Source organism: Bradyrhizobium zhanjiangense, assembly GCF_004114935.1.
In the GTDB taxonomy this organism is placed as follows: domain Bacteria; phylum Pseudomonadota; class Alphaproteobacteria; order Rhizobiales; family Xanthobacteraceae; genus Bradyrhizobium; species Bradyrhizobium zhanjiangense.
In genome coordinates this window covers 6908171-6925830 of sequence record NZ_CP022221.1, presented here as the reverse complement: position 1 = coordinate 6925830, position 17660 = coordinate 6908171, and the positions used below count along the sequence as shown (strand labels likewise).

16 protein-coding genes are annotated in these 17660 nt (G+C 64.0%); 7 read left to right on the top strand and 9 right to left on the bottom strand.

The genetic code is table 11. The features are described 5' to 3' along the window. The first annotated feature begins 46 nt into the window (after window positions 1-46). Together XH85_RS33180 and XH85_RS33175 are read left to right on the top strand one after the other, a co-directional pair. Window positions 47-994 carry a hypothetical protein gene (locus XH85_RS33180; protein WP_164939906.1) on the top strand — a complete coding sequence of 316 codons (948 nt, stop codon included), beginning with the start codon at window positions 47-49 and terminating at the stop codon, window positions 992-994. A 372-nt stretch (window positions 995-1366) separates the two neighbouring features. Continuing rightward, window positions 1367-2065: a cysteine hydrolase family protein gene (locus tag XH85_RS33175; RefSeq protein WP_128935240.1), complete on the top strand. Its 699-nt coding sequence runs from the start codon at window positions 1367-1369 to the stop codon at window positions 2063-2065. Between the two features lie 27 nt (window positions 2066-2092). Here XH85_RS33175 and soxA read toward each other — a convergent pair whose 3' ends face one another. The 7 genes from soxA to XH85_RS33140 all read right to left on the bottom strand — a co-directional run bounded on the left by soxA (window position 2093) and on the right by XH85_RS33140 (window position 8272). Then, window positions 2093-2872, bottom strand: coding sequence for a sulfur oxidation c-type cytochrome SoxA (soxA, locus tag XH85_RS33170; RefSeq protein WP_164939905.1), 780 nt, complete (start codon window positions 2870-2872; stop codon window positions 2093-2095). Then, on the bottom strand, window positions 2869-3186 hold the full coding sequence (soxZ, locus tag XH85_RS33165; RefSeq protein ID WP_128935238.1) for a thiosulfate oxidation carrier complex protein SoxZ: 318 nt from the start codon (window positions 3184-3186) through the stop codon (window positions 2869-2871). Before soxZ ends, soxA begins: the two co-directional genes overlap by 4 nt. Continuing rightward, the gene (locus XH85_RS33160; protein WP_128935237.1) at window positions 3186-3653 is read right to left on the bottom strand and encodes a SoxY-related AACIE arm protein; all 468 of its coding nucleotides are present in this window, start codon (window positions 3651-3653) and stop codon (window positions 3186-3188) included. Before XH85_RS33160 ends, soxZ begins: the two co-directional genes overlap by 1 nt. Window positions 3654-3661: 8 nt before the next feature. Then, window positions 3662-4099, bottom strand: coding sequence for a sulfur oxidation c-type cytochrome SoxX (gene soxX / locus XH85_RS33155; protein WP_128935236.1), 438 nt, complete (start codon window positions 4097-4099; stop codon window positions 3662-3664). 199 nt (window positions 4100-4298) lie between these two features. Then, window positions 4299-5570: an NAD(P)/FAD-dependent oxidoreductase gene (locus XH85_RS33150; protein ID WP_128935235.1), complete on the bottom strand. Its 1272-nt coding sequence runs from the start codon at window positions 5568-5570 to the stop codon at window positions 4299-4301. A 54-nt stretch (window positions 5571-5624) separates the two neighbouring features. Then, window positions 5625-7811 (bottom strand): xanthine dehydrogenase family protein molybdopterin-binding subunit, encoded by a 2187-nt coding sequence (locus XH85_RS33145; protein ID WP_128935234.1) that lies wholly within the window; start codon window positions 7809-7811, stop codon window positions 5625-5627. Window positions 7812-7822: 11 nt separating this feature from the next. Continuing rightward, a complete protein-coding gene (locus XH85_RS33140; protein ID WP_128935233.1) occupies window positions 7823-8272 on the bottom strand; it encodes a (2Fe-2S)-binding protein in 450 nt (149 codons plus the stop codon). A 339-nt stretch (window positions 8273-8611) separates the two neighbouring features. Between XH85_RS33140 and XH85_RS33130 the strand changes: the two genes are divergently transcribed. Further along, entirely contained in the window at window positions 8612-10216 is a 1605-nt protein-coding gene (locus XH85_RS33130) for a B12-binding domain-containing radical SAM protein (protein WP_128935231.1), read from the top strand. 16 nt (window positions 10217-10232) lie between these two features. Here the strand turns inward: XH85_RS33130 and XH85_RS33125 are convergent, their stop codons facing one another. Continuing rightward, window positions 10233-11621, bottom strand: coding sequence for an MFS transporter (locus XH85_RS33125; protein ID WP_128935230.1), 1389 nt, complete (start codon window positions 11619-11621; stop codon window positions 10233-10235). Window positions 11622-12633: 1012 nt separating this feature from the next. Here XH85_RS33125 and XH85_RS33115 point away from each other — a divergent pair. From XH85_RS33115 to XH85_RS33100, 4 genes are all read left to right on the top strand, one after another. Next, entirely contained in the window at window positions 12634-14226 is a 1593-nt protein-coding gene (locus XH85_RS33115; protein WP_128935228.1) for a coiled-coil domain-containing protein, read from the top strand. 123 nt (window positions 14227-14349) lie between these two features. After that, window positions 14350-15333: a TAXI family TRAP transporter solute-binding subunit gene (locus XH85_RS33110; protein WP_420809143.1), complete on the top strand. Its 984-nt coding sequence runs from the start codon at window positions 14350-14352 to the stop codon at window positions 15331-15333. Continuing rightward, a complete protein-coding gene (locus tag XH85_RS33105) occupies window positions 15330-15959 on the top strand; it encodes a hypothetical protein (protein ID WP_245473121.1) in 630 nt (209 codons plus the stop codon). The genes XH85_RS33110 and XH85_RS33105 overlap by 4 nt, the downstream gene beginning before the upstream one ends. Before the next feature lie 26 nt (window positions 15960-15985). Beyond that, window positions 15986-16591 (top strand): DsrE family protein, encoded by a 606-nt coding sequence (locus XH85_RS33100; RefSeq protein ID WP_245473118.1) that lies wholly within the window; start codon window positions 15986-15988, stop codon window positions 16589-16591. A gap of 319 nt (window positions 16592-16910) precedes the next feature. Here XH85_RS33100 and XH85_RS33095 read toward each other — a convergent pair whose 3' ends face one another. Next, window positions 16911-17654: an SDR family NAD(P)-dependent oxidoreductase gene (locus XH85_RS33095; protein WP_128937508.1), complete on the bottom strand. Its 744-nt coding sequence runs from the start codon at window positions 17652-17654 to the stop codon at window positions 16911-16913. Window positions 17655-17660 lie beyond the last annotated feature (6 nt).

Below are 17660 nucleotides of genomic sequence, written 5' to 3'. Positions count from 1 at the left end.
GCATCCGTGGCGCTCCTGCTAGTCATGGCTGCTTGTGGAGAACACCATGGCTGCAAACGCATTCGACACCGAGATCACTGAGACGGCCGAGGCCCTGATCGGGCCGTGGCGCCGGCCGCGCCAGATGCTGCAAGCGCAAACTTACGACGCGCACGCCTCGATCCATGACGACGCAACCGCACAGAAGCTCGGCTTCAAGGGCGGCACCATCGAGGGGCCGACGCATTTCAGCCAGTTCGCGCCGCTCGGCGAACGGCTGTGGGGACGCGCCTGGTTCGAAACGGGGTGCCTCTCCGCGCATTACCGCAGCGTCTGCTATGAGGGTGAGGAGGTGCAGGCGATCCTGTCGAAGCCGCTGCCTGCTACCCGCCAATGCCAGATCCAGATGGTCAAGCGCGATGGCACCGAGGTGCTGCGCGGCACAGCCTCGGTCGGCGAGCCGCACGCAGCGACCGCGCTCGAAGCACGCCTTGGCGAGCTCAAGCCGCTCGCCGATCCCGTGATCCTGCGCGACGTAAAGGTGGCGCAGACGAGCAGGCGGCAGACGGTGCGGATGGCGTTCGACCAGATCATGGGCGACCTCTATCCGTTCTCTCTCCGGCAGAAGCTCGCCGTGATTACCGAAAACTCGCCGTACTATTCCGGCACCGACAATCCGTGGCGCAAGCCTGTTATCCCGATGGAGATGCTGAGCGTGCTGTTCCAGTACCGCTCCAAGGACGATCCGCTGCCGGCCAAGGGCCCGGCGGTCGGCCTGTTCGCCGATCAGGAGATCAGGCTGGTGCGGGGGCCGCTCTTCGTCGATGAGGACTATGAGGTCGAGCGGGAGGTGGTCGCGCTCTCCGGCAGCCGCCGCACGGAGAGCGCCTGGGCCAAGACGCGTGTGTTCGACAAGGCGGGCACGATGGTAGCGACCATGCTGCTGAACATGGCGACGCTGAAGGAGTCGTATGCGCCGTATGAGGACGAGTATCGGCGGCTGTACGGGGCGTGACGAGCGATGACGCTTCACCCTCTCCCCTTGTGGGAGAGGGTGGCTCGCCGCGATAGCGGCGAGACGGGTGAGGGGTCTCTCTCCGCGAGTGACGCTCACTAATGGTGCGTGCGGATAGAGGCCCCTCATCCGGCGCTTCGCGCCACCTTCTCCCACAAGGGAGAAGGAAAGAAGACCGTCCTTCCCCGCTCATCCCTTGAGCAAATGCACGCCGCAAAGCCGTCGCACAGGGAATAAGCAGACGTCGACACTCGACGTAACCGACTGACTAAACAGCAAATTCCATCGCTGCCCGCGCCCCATCGCAATTGTACACAATGGCACGGCGCTTGCAGAACTCCTGGCCAAGAGAGTTCTCGCGGGGCCTGCGTCATGTTGAACTCAGCCAAGCCGACAAAGGGCGTCATCAGCGCCGAGCCCGAGCCGATCACGCTCGACTGGCCCGCCACCGCGCTTCTCATCATCGACATGCAGCGCGATTTTCTCGAGCCCGGCGGCTTCGGCGAGACGCTGGGCAACGACGTCAGTCAGCTCGGGCGCGCGGTGAAGCCGATCGGCGCGGTGCTAAAGGCCGCGCGCGACACCGGCATGCTGGTGATCCACACCCGGGAAGGCCATCTCCCCGATCTCTCCGACGCGCCGCCGGCGAAGGTCGAGCGCGGTGCGCCGTCGTTGCGCATCGGCGATCCCGGCCCGATGGGGCGCATCCTCATCCGCGGCGAGGCCGGCCACGACATCATTCCCGAGCTCTATCCGCTCGACAGCGAGATCGTGATCGACAAGCCGGGCAAGGGTGCATTCTACGCCACCGAGCTCGGCAACGTCTTGGAGAAATACGGCATCGAGAATTTGCTGGTGTGCGGCGTCACCACGGAAGTCTGCGTCAACACCACCGTGCGTGAGGCCAACGACCGCGGCTATCGCTGCGTCGTCATCTCCGACGGCTGCGCATCCTACTTTCCCGAGTTTCACGAGATGGGCCTGAAGATGATCAAGGCCCAGGGCGGTATCTTCGGCTGGGTCGCTAGCTCGGCCGCAGTCCTGGAGGCGATGAAGGCTTCGACGGCTTAGACGACAGCCAGTCCAGGCCGTTATCGCCTACGGCCGCACCGCGGGCGTCTCGATCGGCAGGCCGCGCCCTCGCGACATCAGATAAAGCTCGAGCGCGACAAGCTCGGGCGAACCGTAATCATAAGCCTGAGCGCGCACCCCGGTCATGCAGCTGCGCAACCGCCGCTCCAGCGAACCCAGCGTCTGCCATTCCAGGCGGTAGAGCGGATAGCCGGTCGGCTGTCCCTGCGTGATCGGCGCGCCGGCAAGGCGTTTGTCGAAATTGTCGTCATGGCAATTGGCGCAGGCGAGATTGAGCTGGCCCTCGCGCTGCATGAAGAGGTCGCGGCCCTGTTCGATGAAGGGTTTTACCTGCGGATCATCGCCAGCGGTGATCGGAACGCCGCGCGATTGATGGGCGACGAAGGCGGACAACGCCAGCAGGTCGCGGCTCTCATAGGGCAGCGGCGTCGCCTGCTGGTGATTGTCGCGACAGAGGTTGATGCGCTGGTCGAGCGTGACGGGACGGCCGAGCGCCTTGTCGAAAGCCGGATAGCGCGCCGCGACACCATTCATGCTGCTACGTGCATCGCCATGGCAATCTGCGCAGGATTTCTCTGCACTGCCGGTCTTCTTTCCCCACAGTGCCTGACCGTCGAGCACGAACAGCATGCCCGGATTGGACGTATCATCATCCTGCATCGCGCGCGTGTCGGGTCCCATGAAGGAATAGCCGGAGCGGCGCGCCTCGGGCGGGATTTCACCTGCGAGGAGGGCAGGGACTGTGGCGGTCAGCGCCGCCACCGCTATCGCGCGCCAAGACTTCATTCGACGATGATCGATGCTGATGCGGTGGACGAATAGCCGTTGTCGCCGATCCATTCGAACTCGAACTTGCCGCTCTCCTTGGCTACCGTGAAGAACGACAAATATGGATTCGCGGCGATCGCGGGAAAGAGATCGGCGCGAAAGATCTCGGCGCCGTTGTAGCGGCAGGTGAAGCTCGTGATGATGTCGCGCGGCACCAGCTTGCCGTCCGCGGTGTGGCGGAAGCCGGTCTCCATGATGTGCGAGGTCAGCGTGCGGATCTCGATGATCTCGCCGCGTTTGGCCTTTGCGGGAGCGTTGATGAGGGCGGCCATCAGTTGATCTCCTCGGTGCAGGCGGCCAACGTCACGACGACGTCGGCGGCGACCTGCCAGAAGGTATCGTCGGACAGACGCGCGATCGCCACCACCTTCTGGCTGTCGGCGAGCCGGATCCGGGTCGAGACCTGGGCGCGGCCGGACGAAGGGCCGAGATGGAAATTGCCGATGTTCGGCTGCGGGTTCTTCTCGTTGAAGACGTGGATGGTCTTGACGTAATCGTCCGCCGTCATCGGGCTTGCGACGCTCACCGTCATCGGCACCGTGTTGCCGTTCTCGACCAGCGGTGGAATGTCGAGCTTGACCTTGCCGGTGCGAATTTGTGCCTCACCGACGATATTGCGGATCGCGGTGGTGAGCATCGCCGGCGTCGCCTCGAGCGGCCGCAGCGCGATGATTGGGATCGCGCCGGCGGCCGTCACGCTGCCGGCAAGGCTCAAGAATTGGCGTCGCGTGGTCGGCATGATCAGTCCTAGTCCCGAAGCGTTGCAAGAAAGGCCACGATGTCCTCGATCTCCGCAGCCGATAATATTGGCTTGCCGGCGAAACTGCGTCCAACACGCACGAGGTCATCCTTGCGATAGTAGGACGGCATGATGGTCTGCGGGTTGAAGCGCGACGCATCGACCAGCCGAAGCCGTAACTGGCTCGCCGTCCAGCGGTTCCCGGCACCGGTGAGATCGGGCGCAAGATCACCTTGGAAACGCGTTTCCGGGAAGGGACCGGAATGGCAGAGGATGCAAGTCGTCGTGCGTGCCAGCACCAGCGCGCGTCCGCGCGCGGCATCGCCCGGCGAGCCCGTGAGGGAAGCCGGAATGCCATCGCTAACGATCTTGTAAGGCACTAGGTCTTTGGCAGTCGCACCACCCGCAAGTGTAAGATTTGCTGCGACCAGCGCAGCGACAATCAATCGGTTGTGTGACGAGAAATCTAGCCGCGAGCTCCACTTACCTCTCCCGCTTGCGGGAGAGGTCGCGCCGAAGGCGCGGGTGAGGGCTCTTTCCTCTTGGGGGTTCTCGATTGTGTAGAAACCCTCTCCCCAGCACTCCCCCGCAGGCGGGGGAGGGAGCGCACCGGATTGGTGGTGACAGCTTCGTCTCACCATTGCATTAGCCAAAACAATCCGCCGTAATGGTTTGAAACCAGTGCTCCGCCTCGGCTGCCTCGCGGGTGCGCAGCTCGCGCGGGGCATCGACCGGGCTGGTCGCGCCGCCTTCGACCTCGGCGAAGATGTCGCCTTTCGGCTGGTAGTTGCCGGCAAGCGAAAAGCCGTAGCCAGGTGCGACGGTGGTGTAGCAGACGCCCGTCAGCCGCGGCGCTTCCGGCGTGCGGCCCGCGAGCAAAGCGATGATCGCGGCGGCGCAAGCCTTGCCTTGCGCGCTTGCAGCGGAAGCCGATTTGGGAATGCCGCCGCCGAGGCAGGCGTCGCCGATGACGTGGATGTCTTTGACGAGCTTCGATTCGAAAGTGACAGGATCAATCGGGCACCAGCCGGTGGCATCCGCAGCGCCTGCGATCTCGGCAATGCGCCCGGCGCGCTGCGGCGGAATGACGTTGGCAACGTCAGGCGTGTAGTTGCCGAACTCGGTGACGATGGTCTTGCTCGCCGCATCGACCGAGGTGACGCGGCCGCCTTGCGACAGCGCGACGCGCTCGATCATGTCGCCGTAGAGCTCTTTCCAAGCTCTCTCGAATAGCCGCTGCTGGGAGAAGGCGTCCTTGGCATCGAGGATCAGGACTTTCGAGCGTGGCTTCGTGGTCTTGAGATAATGCGCGATCAGGCTGGCGCGCTCGTAAGGTGCCGGCGGGCAACGCGAGGGATTGGCCGGGATCGCAATCGCGACCGTGCCACCGTCCGCCATCGCCTCCAACTGCCTGCGCAGCAGCAGTGTCTGCGGACCAGCTTTCCAGGCGTGGGGCATCTTTTCCGACGCAGCGTCGTCGTAGCCGGGCAGAGCCTCGACATGGAAGTCGATACCGGGCGAGAGCACGAGACGGTCATAACCAAACGCTTCGCCATCGGCGGCCGTCACGCTGCGCTTTTGCGTGTCGATGGTCGTCGCAGCCTGAGCGACGACGCTGATGCCCTCGGCGGCGAGCTTATCGTAACCGAACTGCTGCGCTTCCATATCGCGCAGGCCCGCGATTACCTCGTTGCTGAAGGGGCAGGAGATGAAAGTCCTGTTCGGCTCGATCAGGGTAATCTGCAATTTCGCGTCAGCGCGCTTGAGTGCGCGGGCGCAAGTCGCGCCGCCAAAGCCGCCGCCGACCACGACAATGCGGCCCGCCGATTGCGCGCGCAGGATCGAAGGTGCGGCGAGCGATGTGGCCGCGGCGGTGATGCCGAGGATGGCATTCCGCCGTGTCACCGACGCGTTCATGAGTCTTGTCCGGAAAAATGCTGCGGCTGCCATTGTGGCAGCCGCAGCGCTCTCTTAAGCGAAGGTGATGTTCTGGTCGCGCAGCGGCACCGAGCGGATGCGCTTGCCCGTCGCCGCGAAGTAGGCGTTGAGCACCGCGGGCGCCGCGACGCCGATGGTCGGCTCGCCGACGCCGCCCCAGAACCCGCCGCTCGGCACCATCACCGTTTCCACTTTCGGCATCTCGTTGATGCGCATCGAGTTGTAGGTGTCGAAGTTGGTTTGCTCGATCTTGCCATCCTTGACGGTGCAGCCGCCGTAGAACAGCGCGGAGAGGCCATAGACGAAGGAGCCCGCGATCTGCCGCTCCACCTGCGCCGGATTGACGATATAGCCGGGATCGGTGGAGGCGACGATGCGATGCACCTTGATCTTGCTGCCGTCGGTCACCGAGATTTCGGCCGCGCCGGCGACGTAGCTGCCATAACCCATGACCTGGGCGATGCCGCGATAGACGCCCTGCGGTGCCGGCGTGGTCCAGCCGATCTTCTCGGCGACGGCATTGAGCACCGCGAGGTGCTTGGGGTGATTGCCCATCAGCTTGCGGCGGAATTCGAGCGGGTCCTGGCCAGCGGCCTGGGCCAGCTCGTCCATGAAGCATTCCATGTAGATCGCGTTGTGATTGACGTTAACGCCGCGCCAGAAGCCGGGCGGAACGTGCGGGTTGCGCATCGCATGCTCGATCAACAGGTTCGGCACTGAATAGCCGAACGCGGCCTCGCCGGATTGGGCGACGCCCTGGAATGCGGCCGGATCCATGCCGTTCTGCAGCGCTTCGGGGCGCAGCGAGAACAGGATTGACTGCCCGGACAGGCGGTAGTGCAGCGCGACCAGATTGTTGTTGGCGTCGAACGCGCCGGTCATCTTGCACTGGGTGATCGGATGATACCGGCCGTGCGCCATGTCCTCTTCGCGCGACCACAACAGCTTGATCGGTGTGCCCGGCATTTGCTTGGCGATCATGACCGCCTGACGGACATAGTCGGTCTGGCCGCGCCGGCCGAAGCCGCCGCCGAGCATCACTTTGTGCACGTCGCACTTTTCCGCCGGCAAGCCCGACGCCTCCAGCACCGCCGCGAAGGCCGCCTCGCCATTCTGCGTGCCGCACCAGACCTCACATTTGTCCGCCGTGTAGAGCGCGGTGGCGTTCATCGGCTCCATCGTGGCGTGGTTCTGGTAGGGATAGCTGTAGACGGCCTCGATCTTCTTGGCGGCACTGGCGATCGCGGCCTTCGCGTCGCCATTCTTGTTGCCGACATAGGCCGGCTGTGCGTCGTCGAGGCCTTCAGTCAGCCATTTCGCAATCGACTCGCTGGAGACCTTGGCGTTGTCGCCCTCATCCCAGACGATCGGCAGCGCCTCCAGCGCGGTCTTGGCGTGCCACCAGGTGTCGGCAACGACGGCGACCGCGGTGTCCCCGACCTTGACGACCTTCTTGACGCCCTTCATGCTGGAGATCTTGGACTCGTCAAAACTCTTCAGCTTGCCGCCGAACACCGGGCAGTCCTTGATCGCGGCGTTGAGCATGCCCGGCAGCTTGACGTCGATGCCGTAGGTCATGGCGCCGGTGGTCTTGTCGGCGGTGTCGAGCCGGTTCACGCCCTTGCCGATCAGCTTCCAGTCCTTCGGATCCTTCAGCTTGACGTCCGCCGGCGGCGTCAGCTTCGCCGCAGCCTCGGCGACCTTGCCGTAGGTCGTGGTCCTGCCCGAGGGCGTATGGGTGATGACGCTGTTCGCGGCCGTGCATTCGGATGCCGGCACTTTCCACGCATCGGCGGCGGCGTGGATCAGCATCACGCGCGCGGTGGCGCCGCCCTTGCGGACATAGTCCTGCGAGGAGCGGATGCCGCGGCTGCCGCCGGTCGAGAAATCGCCCCAGACACGCTTGCGGGCGACGCTCTGGCCGGGCGTCGGATATTCGGTCGTGACCTTGGTCCAGTCGCATTCGAGCTCCTCGGCGACGAGCTGGGCGAGGCCGGTGAGCGAGCCCTGGCCCATCTCGGAGCGGGCGATGCGGATCACGATGGTGTCGTCGGGCCGGACCACGACCCAGGCGCCGACCTCGGGCGAGCCGCCTGCGGCGCGGACCACGGCGGGGCCGCCGAAAGGAAGGTCGAAGCCGATTGCGAGACCGGCACCGACCGCGGCCGTGCCGATGACGAAGGCGCGGCGGTTGAGCCGCGGCGAAACATGCTTGTTCATGTGGGATTTCCTTACGCGCTTGCGATCGTGTGGATCGCCTCGCGCACCTGCTGGAAGGTGCCGCAGCGGCAGATATTGGTGATGGCCTCGTCGATGTCGGCGTCGGTCGGCTTCGGCTTCTCGTTCAATAGTGCCGCGACCGCCATGATCATGCCGCTTTGGCAATAGCCGCATTGCGGCACGTCCTGGGCGATCCAGGCTTCCTGCACCTTGTGCAGCGAATTCCCGGATGCGAGCCCTTCGATCGTGGTGATCTTCTTGCCCTCGGCCTCGCTGACCGAAACGCCGCAGGAGCGCATCGCGACGCCGTCGATGTGAATCGTGCAGGCGCCGCATTGTGCAATGCCGCAACCATATTTGGTGCCGGTCAGGCCGGCATTCTCGCGGATCGCCCAGAGCAGCGGCGTATCCGGCTCCACGTCGAGTGTGAAGGTTTTTCCGTTGATTGTTAGGTTTGCCATCGCAAGTCCCCTGATTGGCCCAATCCACCGATTGAACTCAGCGGCGCAATGTGTCCGGCAAACTGGAACCGTTCAAATCAAGAGTCCGCGGGGTGGCCGGGATGCATGGCCCTCCTGCTTGAAAGTATGGACCGGGGCGTTGTTTTGCCTCATCCCTTCTCAATCGATTCGGGTTGGCACCTCTTCCGTGGGCGCCAATCCACGGCTTGAGGCGACGTCCGGCCGTGAACGCTGGTTCCGGGCCGCATCGCCGCTGCACAGCGGCGACAGTTTGTCCCTTTTGCCGGGGTGCAAGACGCAGGCGCTTTGATACACTGCGCCGCCGCCAACAGGAGTTCCATGAACGTGCCGAGTCCCTGCAACGTGCTGATGCTCTACCCGCTGTTCTCGGCGGAGTCCTTCTGGACCTTTGGCGAATCCTGCAAAGTGTTGGGCGTCAAGCGCCCTGCCGCCCCTCTGGGCCTGATCACCGTTGCCGCGATGCTGCCCGAGAGCTGGACGGTCCGGCTGATCGATTGCAACACGGCGCCCCTTGGCGAAGACGATCTCGCCTGGGCCGACGTCGTCTTCACCGGCGGAATGCTGCCGCAGCAGGCCGACACGCTGCGTCTGATCGAGCTCTGCCGCGCGGCTGGCAAGCCGGTGGTGGTCGGCGGGCCCGATCCCACCTCGAGCCCCCACATCTACGAGCGGGCCGACTTCCGGGTGCTCGGCGAGGCCGAGAGCGTCATCGACCAATTCATCACAGCCTGGGACAGCGGCGCACGGTCCGGCGTCTTCACCGCGCCGAAATTCCAGGCCGATGTCACCAAGACGCCGGTGCCGCGTTTCGACCTGCTCAAGTTCGACGACTATCTCTATCTCGGTGTGCAGTATTCCCGCGGATGTCCGTTCACCTGCGAGTTCTGCGACATCATCGAGCTCTATGGACGCGTCCCACGGACCAAGACGAACGAGCAGATCCTGCGCGAGCTCGATACGCTCTACCAAATGGGCTACCGGGGCCATCTCGATTTCGTCGACGACAATTTCATCGGCAACAAGAAGTCGCTGCGGCTGTTCCTGCCCCAGCTCGCCGAGTGGCAGCGCGCCCACGGCTATCCGTTCGAATTCTCCACCGAAGCCTCGGTCAACCTCGCCGACGATCCGGAGCTCTTGGAGCTGATGGGGGCGGCCAATTTCTTCGGCATCTTCGTCGGCATCGAAAGTCCGGATCCGGCGACCCTGGTCGCGATGCGGAAGAAGCAGAACACCCGGCGCAACATCGCCGAGAGCATCCACAAGATCTACGCCGCCGGCATTCTCGTCACTGCGGGTTTCATCGTCGGCTTCGACAGTGAGAAGGTCTCGATGGCGGAGTCCATGATCGAGTTCATCGAGGAGGCCGCGATCCCCGTCAGCATGGTCGGCCTGCTCTATGCCTTGCCGAACACGCAGCTGACGCGCCGCCTCGAGCGTGAAGGCCGGCTCCACGCGGGCCACGATGTGGCGCCGACCATCGGCGCCGATCAGTGCACGGCCGGGATCAACTTCGATCCGGTGCGCCCGCTGCGCGACATCCTGATGGACTACAAGCGGGTGCTTGAGCACATCTACAGCCCGGCTGCCTATGCAGGACGCGTCGACCGCTTGATGACGCTGCTCGACCGCTCGCGGCAGCGCCACGAGCTCGCGGAAGGTGACATCCGTGCCAAGCTCGGCGCGATGGAGACGGTGCATCGTGTGGTCAGCGCCCTTCCCGAGGCGCGCGGGCCGCTGTGGCAGACCTTCATGAACTGCGCCAAGCGCGACACGTCATCGGCACGCATCGCCGTGCAGATGATCGCCGCCTACGCCCATCTCGGACCGTTTTCGCGCAAGGTCATCGCTGCCATCGATGAGCGCTTGGCGGCGCTGGACAACGAAACCGTCGCTTCGGCGACTGCCGACGTGACGGCGGCCTGACACCTGGCTTGAGCGGTTACTTCACTGCCAGTCGCAGGAAGCTCATCACGCTGCCGAGCGCGGCAAAGCCTGCGCCGAGCGCCAGCGCCAATGTCGCGCCGTCGTGGCCCGCGAGTGCGAAGCAGGCCGCGGCGAGCGCGGCGCCGGCGGTCTGGCCGGTCAGGCGCGCGGTGGCGACGATGCCGGAGGCGCTGCCGCTGCGATGCGGCGGCGCGCTCGACATCACCGCCTTCATGTTCGGCGCCTGGAAGAAGCCGAACCCCATGCCGCAGATCACCATCCGCCAGATGATGTCGGCAATGGCGGGATTGGCCGGCAGCATCGCGAGCAGCGCCATGCCGAGGCCGAGCAGCACGAGGCCGATGCCGCCGAGCAGGCCGACCGCGTGGCGGTCGGACAGGCGTCCGGCGATCGGCGCCATGATGCCGACCACCAGCGGCCATGGCGTCATGAAGAAGCCGGTCTCGACCTGCGAGCGCCCGAGCACGTCCTCGAAGTAGAACGGCAGCGAGACGAAGGCGAGGCCCTGCACGGCAAAGGAGCACACCGCCGTCGCCGCCGACAGCGCGAACATCGGCTGGCTGAACAGGTCGATCGGCAGCATCGGCGCGGGATGGTCGGCGTGGCGGCGCGTCAGGATGAAGCCGAGCGCGAGCGCCGAGACCAGCTCGATGCCCACGGCCACCGGCGACAAATTGTGCGCGGCGCTGCCGATGCCGGTGATGAAAAGGCCAAGGCAGGCCGACGCCAGGACCGCGCCGAGAAAGTCAAAGCCGTGATCGGCGCGCGGTGTGTTCGGCAGCATCGCAAAGCCGATGCCGATCGCGACGAGGCCGAACGGGATGTTGACGGCGAACAGCCACGGCCACGGGCCGAGCGCGAGGATGGCGGAGGCGATCGAGGGTCCGAAGGTGAAGGCGGTCGCGACCACCAGCGCGTTGTGGCCGAATCCGCGGCCCAGCATCCGGCCCGGATAGACGAAGCGCACCAGCGCCGTGTTGACGCTCATGATGCCGCTGGCCCCCAAGCCCTGCAGCGTGCGCGCGAGAAGCAGGCTGTCCAGCGACCACGCCACCGCGCAGAGCAGCGAGGCGACGGTGAACAGGATCAGGCCGCCGAGATAGATGCGCTGGTGACCGACGATCTCGCCGAGCGCGCCGAGCGGCAACAGCGTCGCCACCAGCGCGATCTGATAGACGTTGACGACCCAGACCGATTGCTCCGGCGTGACATGCAAGTCGGCGGCAATCGCAGGCAGGGCGATGTTGGCGATTGCGGTGTCGAGCGAAGCCATCGCGAGCGCGGTGAAGATCGCCGCGATGGCCCAGCGCCGCTGCGCGGCCGACACGCCATCGGACGTGGTGTGATCGGGCTCGCGCGCCGCGGCAGGTAACGTGATTGTCATTCTCTTATTGTCATTGCCTGGCGTGTTGCTCCGGCGGCGTGGCCAAAAGGGGCTTTCGGCATGTACTACGGCCGGGCGGCCTGCCACAGAGACAAGCACGCATGCAGTGTATGCGCGCCGTCCGCGGCTGTGCGCTCAGACAAAAAGTGCGAAAACAACCCCATGCACAGTAGAGATGGGCTTGATCGACAAGGGATTTTCAAACTGCACCCGGGATGACACCCGTCGTCGCCGCGACGTTGACACGTCGGGCAAAACACCGGCAAAATGCTATGCTGCCAGCGAGGGGTCACAAGGCCCGGATAGGTTCGCTTGAATGCGCGATGTCCGCTTCGCGAGCAAGTTCAGCGCATCCGCTCATCTCATCGCCACGCGCCCAACTGACCGGATGCTCGCTGTCGTCAACTGATCCGGACGACGTCAGCTCGTTGAGCTCATCGCGCCACCTCTCGCCCGTGTAGTCCAGGGCAGCGTCAGCGCCGAACCTGATCGCAAATCGTCGCTTGTCTGCGGTCGATGCCGCCGCGATCACCCGAGGTGCGGGCCTGCCTGTTATCTCGATTGCGATGTGGCCGAGCGGCACATCTACTTCGCCGTTAGCCTATGAATTCGCACGACCGCGCCAGGAGAGGGGACCTCTTCCCTAACGGGAAGACAGAGCGCGCATTCATCTGTTGATGGCGATGTTGAACAGCGCGCCAGAACCGCGGCGCGGCCTTCGAACTGAAGTTCCGTCGGGATGGACCAGGCGTGCTTCGGCCGATGCTCCGGTGCCGGCTGTGCCGTACCGGTTGATTTAATTTGACTTTTGCGCAGGGTCAAAATTATATAGTTAATATATTTAATTATTTAATAATTATAGACAGTTATTTCGATCTAAGCGTGTTCTGATCGAGGACTGTAACCATGCGAACAGGCTGGGCCATTCGCTCCATTGGAGTTGCTGTCGAGGGAGGCGTGATCCATGCGCCGACCAATTGAGACTGCACCGAGGAACGGAGAAGGCATCTGGGTGGAAGATGCGACCGGGGCTGTTGAGGTCGGCCATTGGTCATCGGAGGCAGGCAAATGGGTTTGGCAGGACGGCTCTCCAATCAATCCTGCGCCGACCCATTGGTGTCCCGTGATCGAGGATGTCGATCCAGAGGAGGAACGATCGGGCGGTTGGCTTGTGGCGGTGGCAATTTTTGTTCCCGTCATCCTCGTTGGGGCTTCCTTGCTCGGGGTGTTCGAGCCATTCCACCCGCAACCCTTTCCGGACATGACGCGCGCCGGCGACGAGAGCGCCCTCAGCCTCAATCAGCGGCCGGAAATCACGACCGGATCGCTAGCTCTCCTTCAGCGCGAAACGGCCGGAGCCCTGATGCAGGCGGAGCCGGCAAGCGTGGTGCGACCACAGCCGCGGCTGGACGAAGAGGCTCCGCGCATTGAAGCGCTCGCCAACGAGCTGGCCGAGGCGAACAGAGAGCTCGACGAGGCAGTCCAGCGCACGCAGACGGCGGAACTCGCCGGTGAGGAGCTGCGGAAATCACTTCAACAGGAGCAAGCCCACAGCGCCGAGCTCGCGAACGAACTTGCCGGAGCCCGCCGCGAGATCGATGCCGGTAAGGCACAATCCCGCAACGCGGACGATGTGGCCGCGCAGCAGAGAGAGGCGGCGGCGGGAGAGATCGCAGAACTGCAGCAGTCCCTACAACAGGCGCGGCAAAGAAGCGGCCTCCTCGTGAAGCAGGCGAACAGCGCGCAGGCAGCAGCGGCGAGCGCGGAGCAAGAACGCCACGAGGCGCAGGCACGCGCCGCCGCACTCGCGAGCGAACTTGCCGGAATTCCTCGCGGATCGCTCATGGCGGAAGCTGCGGCCGCGGAACAAACGGAGGCGACGGAGCGGGAGATCGCAGAGCTGCGGCAGTCTTTGCAAGATGAGCAGCGGAAGAACGCCGACCTTGTCGCCGAGGCCAAAGCGGCGAAGGCGGCAATGGCCAATGCCGAACAACAACGTCGCGCTCTCGAAGAGGCCCAGGCGCACGCCGCCACGCTGGAAAGAGAACTCGCTGAAACGCGCCGTGAGATCGAAACCCGAAACGTGCAATTGCGCGAGGCGAACGATGCGGCTTCGCAGCAGAGACAGGCCGCAGACCGAGAGATTGCTGAACTGCGGCAGTCGCTGCAACAGGAGCGGAGCGCGACCGAAGCCAAGCAAAGAGACCGCGCATCGGCATGGGCCCCCACCGATGCGCGCCTTCCGGTGGAGCAAGCAAATGAAGCCCCGATCTTGCCGGCGACGCAGAACGTGGAAGTGACCGCAGCGGAGCCGCCGACAGCCGCAAACCAAAACGAGGCGGAGGCCAGATTGATCCCGCGCGCCAGGGCTTTGCTCGACCAGGGAAATATCGGTGCGGCGCGCATCGTCCTCGAGCTCGCGGCCGAGAAGGACATTGCGCAGGCAAGTTTCATGCTCGCGGAGACATATGATCCGGCGATTTTAGCCGCCTGGGGTACCTATGGAACGCGCGGCGAAGCGGCCAAGGCTCGTGAGCTCTACGCGAAAGCACACCGGGGCGGTATTCGCGAAGCGAAGGAACGGCTGGATGCGCTGCAGCGCTGAGAATGGGCTCGTTGCATTTCGGCGGGACGAAAGGTTGTGGTGGCTGATTCAGAAGGGAACGACATGAACAAGGCGCCAAAGTCACTCTCGTTGCTCCTGCTCACTTGGTTGGTGCCGGTTGCGATGATGCTTCAAACGGCCTGCTTGGAAGCGCAAACCGCGAGAAATACCAGGGCCGATGCTCAGCTCGTCCGACGGCCGCTCCCGCAAGAGAATGAAAAGGACCGGATGAATGCCTGGACGGTCGGGCTCGCCGGCGGCCTGCTCGAGGGAGCGCCGATCCGCCTCGCCGCCGAAATGGCGCGCGTCGTCGACGACGGAGCAGACCTGCATCTTCTGCCGATCGTCACCCGGGGCGCCACCGACAATCTGAATGCGCTGCTCTATTTGCGTGGCGTCGATACCGCCATCATCAATTCCGACGCGCTCGAAGAATATCAGGCTCAGGCACCGCAGATCCGAAGCCGCATCACGTATCTGCTCAATCTCTTTCCATCCGAGCTGCACATTTTCGTGCGACCGGAAATCGCGAGCCTGCAGGATCTTGCCGGCAAGAAGGTGAACTTCAATACCCTGGGCACCGCAGCTGCCTATTCAGGACCACTGATCTTCAGCCGTCTCGGCATCGACGTCGACAAGACATTCATTCCGCATCAGGTCGCCCTGGAACAGATGCGCAAAGGCGAGATGTCGGCCGTCGTGTTCATCACGTCGAAACCCGTCGACGCCTTCGTAAAGGGCCGCTGGGAGGCCGGATTCAAGTTCCTCCCGGTGCACTACGACAGGAAGTTCGAGGACTATTATCTGCCAGCGACCTTGGACCCCAATGAGTATCCCAATCTGATCAAGCAAGGCGAGCGGGTCTCGACCATCGCGGTGCCGACGGCGCTCGTTGCGTTCAACTGGCCGCCACGCTCCAATCGCTATCAACGTGTGGCACGCCTTGTCGAGTACCTGTTCTCGCGAATCGACCGCCTGCAGGCTCCGGGCTTCGATCCGAAATGGCGGTCGATCAATCTCGCGGCATCCGTTCCCGGGCTTACCCGCTTCCAAGCCGCGCAGGAATGGCTGGATCGCAAGGCGCGCAGCGTACAGGCGGGGCCATGAAGACTGCCGCTCCTCGGCTCGCCGTCGCCTTGAATGTCGCCTGCGGAATCGCTTACGCGCAAAACACTGGCGATCCCATGGAAACACTTCGGGCTTGTTCGGCGATGGAGGGGCAAGCCCGGCTGGAATGTCTGCAAGACTTATCACGTAAGATCCCACCGCCAAGTCGGCGGGGGGCAGATGACGGCTGGCTGGTCAGCGAGACCACTTCGCCGGTGGATTATCTGCCGATCGTCACCGCCACCACCTCATCCGTTAGCGGCTCTGATGGCGCCGCGATGCAACTCGCAATCCACTGCCGCAGAGGCCGCACGGAAGTCGTAGTCACGGGACCGGCGCTGTCACGCAGTGCCAACGAATACGTCATCTCTTTTCGGCTGAATGCGGATACGCCAATGCAACTCACGGCATCGTCGCCCTCATTCGGCTCCGGCGTCGCTATCGGGGGCGACGTCGTAAAGTTGCTGAGCTCGCTACCCGACGACGGTCACATCGTTGTGCGCCTTTTCACCCGCGCTGGTCCGGTGCAAGACGGACAATTCCTGCTCAGCGGATTCGAAAATGTGCGCAAGAAAATGGCGGCTGCATGCAAATGGCCCCATGCCGTCGCCAGACCAGCAAGGTGATGGGCAGGGAAAATGGGAGATACGAGATGATCAATCCAAAATGGGCGATGGCAGTCATCAGCGGACTGGCGATGCTGCTTCTGATCGGACAAAGCGCGCAGGCGCAGCAGGACAACCAGTTGATTCCGCAGGCGCGTGAGAAGAGCCAAGCGAGCAACCCAAAGCATCCGGCTCGACAGAAGCAGGTGAGCAAGCCGGCGATCAAGCAGGAAGCTGCGAACAACACGAAGATGGCTGAGGCGACGAAAGCCGAGAGCGCCAGGAAGCCGCACCGGCTGATCCTGCAGGTCAATTCCAACGAACCTGCGATGATGAACCTCACACTCAACAATGCGACCAACGTCGCGCAATACTACCGCGGTCTCGGTGAACCCGTATCGATCGAGGTCGTCACTTTCGGTCCTGGCCTTCACATGCTGCGCGATGACACCTCGCCGGTGAAGCCGCGCATCGAGGTGCTCGCGATGAGCCATCCCGAAATCTCCTTCAAAGCCTGCGGCAACACCCAGGAAAACATGCGCAAAGCGGAGAACAAGGACATCAACCTGATTCCACAAGCCACGGTCGTCAAATCCGGTGTCGTCCGCGTCATGGAGCTGCAGGAACAGGGCTGGAGCTACGTCAAACCGTGAGGTCCGGCGGCAAACCGGACATGGCGTGCCTTTCTCGGGCCGACCGGATTCGGGCCAGGGGAATCGCATATGGTGTCCACGCTGCGGCGGCATCCGCACTGGGCTCCCTCTCCCGCTTGCGGGGGAGGGCTGGGGTGAGGGGTGTCTCCGCGGCGGGATTGTCGAAAAATGCGGAGCTGTCCCTGGGCGGCAAGAGCCCTCACCCGCCGCGCTCTGCGAGCGCGTCGGCCTCTCCCGCAAGCGCGAGAGGCGGAGCAAGCCCGCGAAAAGTCCTCCTAAAATCCATATGCGATAGCCCTGGGATTCGGGAGTCCGCCTCCTAGAACTGATACCGCCTTAGTCCTCCGTCCACCGGGATCACCGTACCCGTGATGTAGCGCGCCACCGGTGAGGCCAGGAACACCGCGAGCGCCGCGAGATCCTCCGGCTCGCCCCAATAGCCGACTGGGATCTCTTCCTCCGCGAAGCGCTCGCGATAATCCGGCGGGTAGTTGCGGCGGATCTGCTCGCTCATGATGCGGCCGGGCGGGATGCAGTTGACGGTGATGCCGTGCGCGCCGATCTCGCGCGACAAGCCCTTGGCCCAGGCGTGCACGGCGGCTTTCGCGGCAAAGGCGGCGTTGAGGCCTTCCGGCTCGGACTTTCCGGTGATGTTGACGATGCGGCCCCATTTGCGTTCGATCATCTGCGGCAGCAGCGCATGCGCGATGCGGCGGTAGCTGGTGAAATTCAGCGCGATGGCCTCGTCCCATTTGCTGTCGGGCGCATCGACGGGGAGGGGACGGCTGCCACCGGCATTGTTGACGAGGATGTCGACATGGCCGAGCTCCTTGATTGCAAACGCCGCGATCCTCTCCGCGGCGTCCTTCGCCATCACGTCCTGCTCGAACGGCGTTATCAGCCCGCCGCCGACCTCTTTCACCAGCTCGGCGAGCAGATCGGTCCGCCGCGCGACGCCAACGACGCGCACGCCTTCGGCAGCAAGGCCCTTGGCGATGGCGCGGCCGATGCCGATGCTTGCGCCCGTGACGACTGCGGTTTTCGATTTGAGCCCGAGGTCCATGGTCAC

Excerpts from the sequence above, each read along its gene's own strand:
- XH85_RS33180 (WP_164939906.1), top strand. The coding sequence starts at position 47 with ATGGCTGCAAACGCATTCGACACCGAGATCACTGAGACGGCCGAGGCC.
- XH85_RS33175 (WP_128935240.1), top strand. The coding sequence starts at position 1,367 with ATGTTGAACTCAGCCAAGCCGACAAAGGGCGTCATCAGCGCCGAGCCC.
- soxA (WP_164939905.1), bottom strand. The coding sequence starts at position 2,872 with ATGAAGTCTTGGCGCGCGATAGCGGTGGCGGCGCTGACCGCCACAGTC.
- soxZ (WP_128935238.1), bottom strand. The coding sequence starts at position 3,186 with ATGGCCGCCCTCATCAACGCTCCCGCAAAGGCCAAACGCGGCGAGATC.
- XH85_RS33160 (WP_128935237.1), bottom strand. The coding sequence starts at position 3,653 with ATGCCGACCACGCGACGCCAATTCTTGAGCCTTGCCGGCAGCGTGACG.
- XH85_RS33150 (WP_128935235.1), bottom strand. The coding sequence starts at position 5,570 with ATGAACGCGTCGGTGACACGGCGGAATGCCATCCTCGGCATCACCGCC.
- XH85_RS33145 (WP_128935234.1), bottom strand. The coding sequence starts at position 7,811 with ATGAACAAGCATGTTTCGCCGCGGCTCAACCGCCGCGCCTTCGTCATC.
- XH85_RS33140 (WP_128935233.1), bottom strand. The coding sequence starts at position 8,272 with ATGGCAAACCTAACAATCAACGGAAAAACCTTCACACTCGACGTGGAG.
- XH85_RS33130 (WP_128935231.1), top strand. The coding sequence starts at position 8,612 with ATGAACGTGCCGAGTCCCTGCAACGTGCTGATGCTCTACCCGCTGTTC.
- XH85_RS33125 (WP_128935230.1), bottom strand. The coding sequence starts at position 11,621 with ATGACAATCACGTTACCTGCCGCGGCGCGCGAGCCCGATCACACCACG.
- XH85_RS33110 (WP_420809143.1), top strand. The coding sequence starts at position 14,350 with ATGATGCTTCAAACGGCCTGCTTGGAAGCGCAAACCGCGAGAAATACC.
- XH85_RS33105 (WP_245473121.1), top strand. The coding sequence starts at position 15,330 with ATGAAGACTGCCGCTCCTCGGCTCGCCGTCGCCTTGAATGTCGCCTGC.
- XH85_RS33100 (WP_245473118.1), top strand. The coding sequence starts at position 15,986 with ATGATCAATCCAAAATGGGCGATGGCAGTCATCAGCGGACTGGCGATG.
- XH85_RS33095 (WP_128937508.1), bottom strand. The coding sequence starts at position 17,654 with ATGGACCTCGGGCTCAAATCGAAAACCGCAGTCGTCACGGGCGCAAGC.